Annotated in this window: 11 protein-coding genes; 7 read left to right on the top strand and 4 right to left on the bottom strand. The window is 60.0% G+C overall.

Annotated features, from left to right (window positions below; translation table 11 throughout):
- The first annotated feature begins 102 nt into the window (after window positions 1-102).
- The 4 genes from Q8K08_RS00150 (at window position 103) to Q8K08_RS00135 (ending at window position 5,837) form a co-directional block, all read left to right on the top strand.
- Window positions 103-990: a toprim domain-containing protein gene (locus Q8K08_RS00150; protein ID WP_322573447.1), complete on the top strand. Its 888-nt coding sequence runs from the start codon at window positions 103-105 to the stop codon at window positions 988-990.
- A 364-nt stretch (window positions 991-1,354) separates the two neighbouring features.
- Entirely contained in the window at window positions 1,355-2,290 is a 936-nt protein-coding gene (locus Q8K08_RS00145; RefSeq protein WP_305248776.1) for a DUF2493 domain-containing protein, read from the top strand.
- 175 nt (window positions 2,291-2,465) lie between these two features.
- Window positions 2,466-4,436: an ATP-dependent endonuclease gene (locus Q8K08_RS00140; RefSeq protein ID WP_108437607.1), complete on the top strand. Its 1,971-nt coding sequence runs from the start codon at window positions 2,466-2,468 to the stop codon at window positions 4,434-4,436.
- Window positions 4,437-4,904: 468 nt separating this feature from the next.
- Window positions 4,905-5,837 (top strand): IS5 family transposase, encoded by a 933-nt coding sequence (locus tag Q8K08_RS00135; RefSeq protein ID WP_304803176.1) that lies wholly within the window; start codon window positions 4,905-4,907, stop codon window positions 5,835-5,837.
- Between the two features lie 30 nt (window positions 5,838-5,867).
- Here Q8K08_RS00135 and Q8K08_RS00130 read toward each other — a convergent pair whose 3' ends face one another.
- Entirely contained in the window at window positions 5,868-6,092 is a 225-nt protein-coding gene (locus Q8K08_RS00130) for a hypothetical protein (protein WP_305248774.1), read from the bottom strand.
- 15 nt (window positions 6,093-6,107) lie between these two features.
- Between Q8K08_RS00130 and Q8K08_RS00125 the strand changes: the two genes are divergently transcribed.
- The 3 genes from Q8K08_RS00125 (at window position 6,108) to Q8K08_RS00115 (ending at window position 8,369) form a co-directional block, all read left to right on the top strand.
- The gene (locus tag Q8K08_RS00125; protein WP_305248773.1) at window positions 6,108-6,794 is read left to right on the top strand and encodes a hypothetical protein; all 687 of its coding nucleotides are present in this window, start codon (window positions 6,108-6,110) and stop codon (window positions 6,792-6,794) included.
- Between the two features lie 82 nt (window positions 6,795-6,876).
- Complete coding sequence (locus Q8K08_RS00120) at window positions 6,877-7,137, top strand: WGR domain-containing protein (RefSeq protein WP_108437599.1); 261 nt, start codon at window positions 6,877-6,879, stop codon at window positions 7,135-7,137.
- 827 nt (window positions 7,138-7,964) lie between these two features.
- Entirely contained in the window at window positions 7,965-8,369 is a 405-nt protein-coding gene (locus Q8K08_RS00115) for a single-stranded DNA-binding protein (protein WP_305248772.1), read from the top strand.
- A 118-nt stretch (window positions 8,370-8,487) separates the two neighbouring features.
- Here Q8K08_RS00115 and Q8K08_RS00110 read toward each other — a convergent pair whose 3' ends face one another.
- From Q8K08_RS00110 to Q8K08_RS00100, 3 genes are all read right to left on the bottom strand, one after another.
- Window positions 8,488-8,709 carry a hypothetical protein gene (locus Q8K08_RS00110; RefSeq protein WP_305248771.1) on the bottom strand — a complete coding sequence of 74 codons (222 nt, stop codon included), beginning with the start codon at window positions 8,707-8,709 and terminating at the stop codon, window positions 8,488-8,490.
- A complete protein-coding gene (locus Q8K08_RS00105; protein ID WP_305248770.1) occupies window positions 8,706-9,419 on the bottom strand; it encodes a hypothetical protein in 714 nt (237 codons plus the stop codon). Before Q8K08_RS00105 ends, Q8K08_RS00110 begins: the two co-directional genes overlap by 4 nt.
- A partial coding sequence (locus Q8K08_RS00100) for a division plane positioning ATPase MipZ (RefSeq protein ID WP_305248769.1) occupies window positions 9,416-10,157 on the bottom strand: 742 nt, incomplete at its 5' end. The genes Q8K08_RS00105 and Q8K08_RS00100, both read right to left, overlap by 4 nt.

Here is a 10,157-nt window from a genome sequence, read left to right as displayed (position 1 = left end):
TGCATCGCGCGCCATCACGAAAACCCCACCGCTGTGCCAAGGTTATGTTGCCCAGACTCGCGAAAACTCCTGCAGAAACGCACCAGATACCGCCACCGCAACATAACAAGCGCCGCAACATGTTCGGTGTTATGTGGAATTCCACATAAGACCGACAGCGCAACAGGCGAACACGGCGATCTCCTCGACATCATTCGCGAACGCACGGGGATCACGCGTTTTCTCGACCTTCTGGCCGAGGCGCGCGCGCATCTTGGCCGTCCGCAGCCGGTTCTCCCGGATGCCAACTCCCCGAGCAGCCGAAAATCCCCCTCGGGTACGCTAGCAGCAGCGGCGCGCTTGTTTGCGGTTTCGCTGCCTTTGGCGGGTTCTCTGGCAGAAGCCTACTTGCGCACCCGGGGCATCACCCAAGCGGTGCCGAGTTCAACCCTGCGCTTTCACCCGAAGTGCTGGCATCGGGATGAGGGCCAGACCAAGCCTGTGCCCAGACCTGCGATGATCGCCGCGGTCACCGATGGGGCAGGGGCCCTGCAAGGCGTGCATCGTACTTGGTTGGCACCTGACGGACAGGACAAAGCGGCTGTCGACACACCTCGGCGGGCTATGGGTCACCTCCTCGGAAATGCCGTCCGGATCGACCCGGCAGATCAAACCCTCGTGCTGGGTGAAGGCATCGAGACCATGCTTTCTATCCGCGAGGCCCTACCTTCCCTGCCGGTCTGGTCGGCGCTCTCGTCGTCTCACCTCGGAGCCGTCTTGTTGCCAGCAGGGTTGCAGCGCCTCTACATCGCCATCGACCGCGATCCGGCGGGGCAGCGTGCGGCGGAAAGGTTGACCGCCAGAGCAAGTGAGGCCGGGATTGCCGTAAGGGTGCTTGAGCCGCGCCTCGGGGATTTCAACGATGATCTCCGTGCCCAGGGCGCGAAAGCGTTGTGCCAGCATCTGGCAGAGCAGATCGATCCCAAGGATCAGCATCGGCTGACGATCTGAACTCTCAAAGCGCAAAGGCAGTCAGGGAGCGGGGCAGGGGGTCAAGCATCGCTTGAGGAACCGGGTCGCGTCTTTTCCCCGCATCCCGGCTGTCGAACCCGCGCAGGCATCCGCACGTCCTTCAAGAGATGGGCAGGCGGCCGTCAAAGGGGCCGCCCCTTCAAGGACGGTGGGCAACTGATTTCCGCCGCGGGGGACGAGCCCCCGCTTTGCATCGCGAGGCAAATCAGCCGCCCCCCGTCCTCCTCCCCATGCGGTCCGGCCCCAAAGCGGGGGTGAAGAGGCGACCCCGTCCACGGCTTTCGCAGCCCATGACGGCCGCGCGGGATGTCGCGCGGGCCCGAGCAGCCGGAGGCAAAAGACCATGACGACCCAATTCCAGAGCGAGGATTTCGACCGCAGCCCAGCCCTTTCCCAGACCGCCTGGGCGCTTCAGGAGCTTCAGCTCTACGGCACCCGTGCCTTTCAGGACGAGGTCGATCTGCGCCCGATGCCGGAGCCCGAACGCCTCATCGATGCGGTCAGCGATATCTTCGATGCCCTCGTCGCAACCCTTGGCGACACCCGCATGGAACCCGACCTCGAAGAATTGCTCTGGGGCCAGGTCAACCTCTTCCACCGCGCTGCCGCCCGCACCGAACGCTTGCTCGACGACAACGAAGTGGCGCAACACCGTCTGCAGCGCGAACAGGACGGCTCGGAGGTGAAATCGACCGAGCTTGAGCGTCTGACGGCCGAAGGCACCAGCCTTGTCGAACGGCGGCATTGTCTCGAGGCCTTCCGCGACCGCAGCGCCGAGGCGTTCGAACTGCACACCGGCTCAACCTGGCGGCCCCGCTCTGGCTCGATGGTGAACCACAAGCACCTGACGGCAGCGCTGATCGACAGCCGCGATTTCCTGGCCGCCAAGCGCCGCTCGGAAACCGAAGTGATGCTGCCCCAAGGCACCAAGATCGCCCTCACCGGTGGGACCGACTTCAACGATCACCGCCTGATCTGGGGCAAACTCGATCAGGTCCAGACCAAATATCCCGACATGGTCCTTCTCCACGGTGGCAGCCCCAAGGGTGCCGAACTCATCGCCGCCAAATGGGCCGAAGCCCGCAAGGTCACGCAGGTCGCCTTCAAGCCCGACTGGACCAAACACGCCAAGGCCGCACCCTTCAAGCGCAACGACGCGATGCTGGAAGTGCTGCCCGTGGGCGTCCTCGTCTTCCCCGGCAATGGCATCCAGGAGAACCTCGCAGACAAGGCTAAGAAGCTCGGCATCCCGGTCCTGAAGTTCGAGAAGGGGGCGTGAGCCCCCTCAGATCTCGTTTTCGGTCTAGAGCGGTCTGCTGGTGCTACCAAATATTGCGTGCTCCTTCTTCAAAGCGGCCACCAATGCATCGCGGGGCGAGACTTGCCGTTCGATACCTGTTCACTCATAGATTGTTTTGGTAACGTTGGGGGCGAACATAACGGGGTGATTTGCGATGAAGCTGAAGGAATACAGGGTCCGTGAGTTCCGCAGCATCTGGGACACTGGTCCTATAAAGGTAGACGATCAGACAACCTGCTTCGTCGGCAAGAACGAGGCAGGCAAAACCACTGTTCTGACTGCTCTTTATCGCACCAACCCTATTCGACCCAAGGACGCGGTTTTCGACGAGACTTACGACTACCCCAAGCGCGAGGTCGAGGACTACTTGCACGCGGTCGAAAGTGGCGAGCGCGAGAAGGCTGTAGTTGTCAATTGCACTTACGAACTCGAACAGGATGACTTCGACGCTATATCAGAAGTCTTCGGACCAAAGGCATTCACCGGCCCAACATTTACCCGTGAATGCTACTATGGCAACAATAGCAGTAAGGGTTTCCTGACATGCGATGAGGCTGCTGCAAGGAAGCACCTCGCTGACAACTCAGCGTTGCCTGATGACCTAAAGACCAAGCTGCTCGAAGCTTCAGGCTGGCAGGCATTTGCTGATACCATCAATGTTGCAGAAGCTACCGAAGCTGTCATGGCGCTTAAATCTCTGGTCGATAAGGTCACCAAGAGTGGCAATGTTCGCTCTTACATCTATCACAACCTGATCTGGCCCCGCGTGCCCAAGTTTCTCTACTTCGATGAGTATTACCAGATGGAAGGGCAGGCCAACCTCAACGCCCTCATTGCGCGCGAAGACAGCGACCAGCTCCTCGACTCGGACTACCCGCTCATAGGCCTCATCAACCTCGCGCGCCTCGACCACCGCAAACTCGTGGCCACCAACAACACGGTGGAACTGAAGAACAAGCTGCAAGGTGCTGGGAACCACCTAACCCAGCGTATCGTCAAGTACTGGTCTCAAAACAAGCACATACAGATGCGCTTCGATGTGCGTGACGCGAAAGCTGGAGACCCTGACGGGATGCAGCAAGGAGTCAACGTCTGGGGCGAGGTGTATGACTCAGTGCACTGGGCCACGACGCCGCTTAGCAATCGGTCGCGGGGATTTGTGTGGTTCTTCTCGTTCTTGGCTTGGTACGAGGACATAAAACGCCAGAAGCAGAATGTCATCCTACTGCTCGATGAGCCTGGCCTATCACTGCACGGCCGAGCGCAGGCTGACTTGTTACGCTATTTCGACAGCGAGCTGTCGGGCCACCAACTCCTATATACCACACACTCACCGTTCATGATCGACCCGACTAAGTTCGAGCGGGTTCGCATCGTGCAGGATTTGGGCATTGATGCCCTCGAGGCTCTTCCCAAAGAAGAAGACGGCACGAAAGTGCTGGCGAACGTGTTCGACGCCACCGACGATAGCTTATTCCCTTTGCAGGGCGCGCTCGGCTACGAAATCCAGCAGACCCTTTTCATCGGTCCGAACTCACTTATTGTCGAGGGTGTTGCGGATATGCTCTATCTCAGGGCGATGTCGGCCCAAATGGAGCGCGAGGGCCGCGAGGGGTTGTCGGAACAGTGGACCATCACTCCCGTCGGCGGCAGCGGAAAAGTGCCCACGTTCGTGGCGCTCCTCGGCTCGCAAAAGGGGATCAACGTTGCAACGCTGCTGGATATTCAAAACAGCGATAAGCAACTCATCGAAGACCTATACAAGAAGAATCTGCTCAACAAGAAACAGGTGTCGACGTACGCGGACTTCACCGGCACTGCTGAAGCCGATGTAGAGGACATGTTCGACCGATCCTTCTATCTCGAACTTGTCAACGGCGAATACGGCAAACAGCTTGCGTCAAGAATCACGCCTTCAAAGCTCAACCAGAATGTGCCGCGCACGCTTCGGGCGATTGACGCTTGGCTAGCCGAAAACCCGATGAAGTCTGGTTCATTCGGCCACTACAGGCCCGCACGCTTTTTCACCGAGCAGCTATCCACTCTTTGGCCGAAGGTGTCGGACGAAACAAAAGACCGGTTCGAGGCAGCGTTCAAGCATTTGAACGGGCTGTTGCGTAGGTAAGTCCAAATAGCTGCTTGACGTGACCAGACCAAGCCTGTGGTGCATGGGACCCTCTCATCAGATGGAGAACACTAGGGCTTGAAAATTGTTCTGCGCCTTGTCTCCATCCCCAAAAGGCTAAACGTTTCCAGTCACTGAGTTCAACACGTCAGGCTTAAGGGATTGAAAAACAGGCCACACACCATCATGGTTGTGAAAACAAACAACTTTGTGTGCCAGTGTTAGAACCCGTCAACCAGAACCCCGAACAGATCGCCCGCGATCAGATCGACAAGCGGCTGTTGGCTGCGGGTTGGCTGGTGCAGGACAAGTCATCGCTGAACCCGAATGCGGCCCTTGGTGTCGCTGTTCGGGAATATCCAACCGATACCGGGCCTGCCGACTATGTGCTTTTCGTTGATGGACGGCTCTGTTGCACAAATCCCGTGAGGGATTCATCTCGTGAATCCAGCATGGTAGCTGGATGGGATGAGCAGACCCACACCCTCCGCCTACACGACTAGGAACTGGCCGGCCTACAATGAGGCGCTCAAGCGCCGCGGGTCGCTGACCATCTGGTTCGATCCCGCCATGACCTGGGAGGCCGCGCCGACCGGCAAACGCGGCCGACAGCCTGACTACAGTGACGCAGCAATTCAGACCTGCCTGACGATGGAGGTGCTGTTCGGCATGGCGCTGAGGCAGACGACAGGGTTTGTCGAAAGCCTCCTGGGGTTGATCGGCCTGGACTGGACGGTGCCGACCTTCAGCACCCTCAGCCGCCGTCAGAAGACGTTGAAGGTAAACATCCCCTTTCGCGGGTCGCAGGGTCCGCTGCACCTGTTGATTGACAGCACAGGCATCAAGGTCGAGGGCGAGGGGGAATGGAACGCCCGCAAGCACGGCGGCACGAAACGGCGCGTCTGGCGCAAGATCCACATCGGAATTGATGAGCAAACACTAGAGATACGTGCCGCCGAGTTCACCACCAGCGATGTTGGTGACGCGCCCATGCTGCCCGAGCTTCTCGACCAGATCCCGCCCGACCAGGAGATCGCCAGCGTCACCGCCGATGGCGCCTTCGACACCCGCAAATGCCATGACGCGATCGCCGCCCGCGGTGCAGCCGCCGTCATTCCGCCCCGCAAGAACGCCAAACCCTGGAAACCCGACACCCCCGGAGCAATCGCCCGCAACGAAGCTCTGCGCGCATCAAAACGCTTCGGTCGAACCATCTGGCGACGATGGAGCGGCTATCACCGCCGGAGCCGCGTCGAGACAAAGATGCACTGTGTGAAACTGCTGGGCCAACGCCTCATGGCGCGGGACTTCGACCGTCAGGTCGCCGAGTTCCAGGTCAGGGTAGCCGTCCTGAACGGCTTCACCGCCCTCGGCATACCCGTCACAGAAGTCGTGGGATAAGTCTGTCCGGGGACAGGGGAACTCTGGCCATCAGGCGATTTGTGCAACAGAGCCCACTGGTCCTGAAACTCGAAGGGCAGGGATTGTTGCAAACAGCCGACTTTCTGCGCGAGTATGAAATCCTGATTTGAGCTGGCCTTTAATGGCTTGCCGCCGCAACGGTCCAGCAAATTGCAAACTGCCGAAGATGTCGCTTCCCTTGTCGTCCACTTCAATGGTTGCCCCATGACCAACTCTATCAATTTTCGACGGCATCCCGGAGTCGACTTGGTGCAAACAAGTGCGCCGATGCTGCGCGCGTTTCAGACCATCGCGGCGTATCAGGTTGAGCATAGTGAAATCAGACTGACCAAATCAGGTGCGTGGAACCGGCACTGCATTGATTGGGTCGTGCGGCGTATGAATTTCCCGAACTGGACTGCCGAAAAGCTGTATTCTGTCAACAAGGTGCTTGATGAATACGATGTCCCGCCTTTGGAGTATTTGCGCGTCCTCCTCACATCCTTGCGCCTTGGGCGCAAAATGGGTGGTGGCTGGCGGTTAACAAAGCCGGGCATGAAACTTGTGGCAGACCCAGAGGCGGCCTTTGCCACCATCGCGCCAGCGTTTTTGTTTCGGTTTGACCATTCCGAAGGCATGCGCACGGGTGAGGCGCCCGGCGGAGACTGGGAATTGTGGTTGCAAGCAATCAACCGGATGCCGCAGGATGGCTTTACGCTGCCTGAACTGGCGAGCTTCCTCTATGGCCCCAGTGCAGGCGGTGGATGGCGTGGTCCGGCGGGCGGGTTGTTCAGCGCAGTCGCGATGCCACTTGAATGGGTGGGGCTGCTAATCCGGACGGGTGGCGGCGGCATCGAGGAAATGCTCTGGCGCAGGTCACCGCTTTGGGCTGCAGGGCTGGATTTTCAACATCGGACGATAGCTACGAATGTGGTGACGTTTCCCTCGAGGGGATGACACCCTTGAGGTTTGCCTTGGAACACCGTGTGGGCGCGCGTTCTGCACTTGATATGGTGGTGATGGTCGGTATGATCACTACATGTTCGATTCAGGTGTCCAGCTCGAAATCTTCCCGACGACGCTGGATCTGCGTCGTATCGACTTGGCCCTTAACATGCGGCGTTACTACCGATTGAGCGTTCAGCGCGACTTGTTCGGTCGTGCCTGTCTCATTCGTGAATGGGGAAGAATTGGCGCACGTGGCCAATCCCTGATCGAGAGCCATGAGGACGAGGGCAGGGCGATCACTTCGCTGATGCGGCTTGCCGCTCATAAGCAGCGGCGGGGCTATCAGCGGTAGCAGGCCGCGCTTGGTCGATTTGTCTGAAGGTCAGGGCAATGAGCAATAGAACTGGTTTCTATAACTCACTGTATGGCCCTAGCATGAGCGATAGATATCATCGTCCTTGATTTGACCAATAGCCACGCCGTGCAAATCAACGTGCCGCGACCCGTCATCTCGCGCCGGCAGTCGGCCATTCATGTTGTCGCTAGGCCCTTCGATCTGCTCCTGTGGTTCGATGTCCTGATGAACGCGCATCACCTTCTTTCCAGCCGGGCAGGGGCATCGACCATCCCCTACACTCTTTGCAACCCTACGGTCACAGTCGGGACATCGGCACATGGCGACAGGGCGAACCGGAACCACCATCACCAATATGCCCTCCAGATCGCAGCAAGCGACACGGCCTCACCGGTTTCGCGGGCCGGTGCTTTGGTCTGCCCATCCTGGCGGCCTGCCTGTCGCGCAGGACCCACCTCGACCCATCGGACTGGCGGCGCATTCGGCTTGGTCGGTGTTGATCTGGTTTCTCTCTTTCCGGGGTCTTGGCCTTCCGGGTCTGACATCGCCGGGGGAAGGGTGTCATCGTTCTGCCCTGCCGCTTCCTGTGATCCCGGCTCAGGCACCTCCCTTCGACGGACAATCCCCTAAGCCTGTTCGGCCTCTGGCTCGCAACCCCGCTCAGGGCCGGGCCGTGTTGGTCGCGTGCCGCGCCCTGCCCGCACCACCCCGGTCCTTCGGGGGTTTCCGGTGGCTTGAAGGGCCACCGTGCAAGCCTCAGCCGACTGGCTTCATTCGGGTCTTGTCGAAGGGATGGTCCCTCGAGCCAGATACAGGAGCTTCACATGCAGAACATCGTCATCCTCGCCGGCAACATCGGTCAGTCCCCGGAAGTCCGCACCACGCAAGGCGGGACCAAGATCACCAACTTCACCCTCGCCACCTCGCGCCCGCGCCTGTCCGAAGGTCGGGTCCGGCGCGACGAGAACGGCTACCGCGTGATGGACACCGAATGGCACCGCATCACCTGCTTCAACGGTCTCGGAAAGACGGTCGCCGACAACTGCGAAAAGGGCATGAAGGTGATGGTTCACGGCCGCATCCACTACACCAAGTGGACCGACGCCGCTGGGGTCGACCGCTACGGCTGCGAGATCATCGCGGAAAAGGTCGACTTCCTGAGCCGCCCGAAGGCTGGTGAAGGCGAAGATCCCGAACTGGTCGACCGCGAGGATCAGTTCGCGGGCTGAGACCTCACAGATCAGACCCGGTGGCGCAAGCCGCCGGGTCTCTTCGCTTCGCCAGCGGGCCATCGCGAAAGCCAGTTCGAAAACACGCAGCGGCCAAGCCGCTCCGCGCCAGCCGTTTTCAGGCCTGGTTTAACTCAGACAAGATCAATGCTTTCTTTGCCCGCCGCTTGTTGGGCGTGTACCAGACGGTCTTGCGCTCCCCTGTTTGACTGAACTCATACGTCACTCCGAGGATCCTCGCGCGATGATCCGGATCGACCATCCATTCGACGGGTGTGCCGATGTCGAATTCAGATGGCGGGATGGTCCGCGCGAGGGCAGGGGCTTCTGTGCTGGTCATTGTTCGTCTCCCTCGTTTGTTGTCTGAATTTTCGCCTTGGCCAAGGCTTCGTCGAAGGCGTCCTGGAACCGGGCGCGGTAGGCTGGGCCCATGGCACGCGCCAATCCCATGATGCCAAGCGGGTCATGGATTTTCGCGAGGTCAGCAGCGAACTGCGGCCGCAAGGTCAAGGTTACGCTGGTTGGGTGCTTGCCGCGTGCGCCGCGGGATTCCTCGACTTCCGGCATCCCATCACGTTCCCAATCGTCGAAGACCTGATCGCGCAGACTTTGGGCAACGCGTCGGATCAAAAACTGGACGGTGCAACGCGCGGCCGTGGCCCACTCTTCTGCCAGCCGTGCCTGACGGGTGGTCAGCGACAATGAGACATGGACAACATGGCCGCGCGCTGCTGACCCCGTAGCAACGCCAGCCGCCTTCGCATCCCTAGCCATTTGGGTGCCGAAGGCCTTCTCCACTTCCCGGGCTTCTTCTTTGGGCCCAACGGGTCTGCCACCAACTTCGCCAGTGTTGTGGCTTGGCGTGGTCGTCGCTGCTAGTGCCGGTGCCGAAGGGTTCGGTGCCGCCAAGGCGTCAACCGAAGTCGGCGGTACCGGGATGGGCCGATCGGCCAATTCACTTTCGCCCACCTTCCCGCCAAACCCCAACTTGGCCGAAAACCCCGCGTCCTGGCGGATGATCCGCATCATGTCCTTGCGCTGCGCCATCATGCGACCTCCGCCGGATTGAGGATCAGCTGGTCGATCTCCTCCAGAAGGTCCCCTGCCTCCTTCACGGCACTTTGGACATGGGCAGCAAGCGCCCGGTTCGGCGTCTTGTCCGCGATCACCCCGAGAAGCCCTTCTCTGTCCATCCGAACATAAGCGGCGCGGCTACCAAGATAGGTCTCAAGGGCAGGCAAAGACTGGAACAACTCTTCAGCCACCGCCCGCTCGGTCTCTGACACCCGCACAGGCACCCGGTTGAGCAACACAGAAAACCCTGCAAGCTCGCCCGGCTTTTCCACTCGGCTACGAAGCTTCAGGTACCAGTTGGCGGTTTCCAGCGTCTCGCTCAGATCGCCCCGCGACAGCATCATCGGGCAAATGATCCGGTGCGCTGCGACCGCCAGAACGTCTTGCGCTTCAGATCCGCCGCCGAAGGTGTCGATCAGGATGAGGTGCTCTTGATCGGGTTGCTCGTAGATCTGCCCGATGGCTTCTGCCACCCGGTGGGCGTCGAGCGTGTGGATCACCTCAACCAAGGGGGACCAGTTGCCGGCCTCCTTTCCCGCCTGCATCCACTTGAGGCAGGATTTCGAGGCATCGGTATCGAAGATCGTCACCGTTTCGCCTCGAGCAGCCGCAGCAGAAGCCAAGGCGCGACAGAGGGTGCTCTTGCCCGATCCCCCCTTGCGGTTCATCACCAGCACAACACGTATCCCGTAACCCATACCACCTTCCTCACTT

The organism is Pseudotabrizicola sp. (genome assembly GCF_030684215.1).
Classification (GTDB): Bacteria; Pseudomonadota; Alphaproteobacteria; order Rhodobacterales; family Rhodobacteraceae; genus Pseudotabrizicola.
Note: the sequence above shows the minus strand (reverse complement) of the source record. Positions and strands in the feature narration are given on the sequence as shown.

Excerpts from the sequence above, each read along its gene's own strand:
- Q8K08_RS00145 (WP_305248776.1), top strand. The coding sequence starts at position 1,355 with ATGACGACCCAATTCCAGAGCGAGGATTTCGACCGCAGCCCAGCCCTT.
- Q8K08_RS00110 (WP_305248771.1), bottom strand. The coding sequence starts at position 8,709 with ATGACCAGCACAGAAGCCCCTGCCCTCGCGCGGACCATCCCGCCATCT.
- Q8K08_RS00130 (WP_305248774.1), bottom strand. The coding sequence starts at position 6,092 with ATGCCGTCGAAAATTGATAGAGTTGGTCATGGGGCAACCATTGAAGTG.
- Q8K08_RS00140 (WP_108437607.1), top strand. The coding sequence starts at position 2,466 with ATGAAGCTGAAGGAATACAGGGTCCGTGAGTTCCGCAGCATCTGGGAC.
- Q8K08_RS00135 (WP_304803176.1), top strand. The coding sequence starts at position 4,905 with ATGAGCAGACCCACACCCTCCGCCTACACGACTAGGAACTGGCCGGCC.
- Q8K08_RS00120 (WP_108437599.1), top strand. The coding sequence starts at position 6,877 with ATGTTCGATTCAGGTGTCCAGCTCGAAATCTTCCCGACGACGCTGGAT.
- Q8K08_RS00115 (WP_305248772.1), top strand. The coding sequence starts at position 7,965 with ATGCAGAACATCGTCATCCTCGCCGGCAACATCGGTCAGTCCCCGGAA.
- Q8K08_RS00105 (WP_305248770.1), bottom strand. The coding sequence starts at position 9,419 with ATGATGGCGCAGCGCAAGGACATGATGCGGATCATCCGCCAGGACGCG.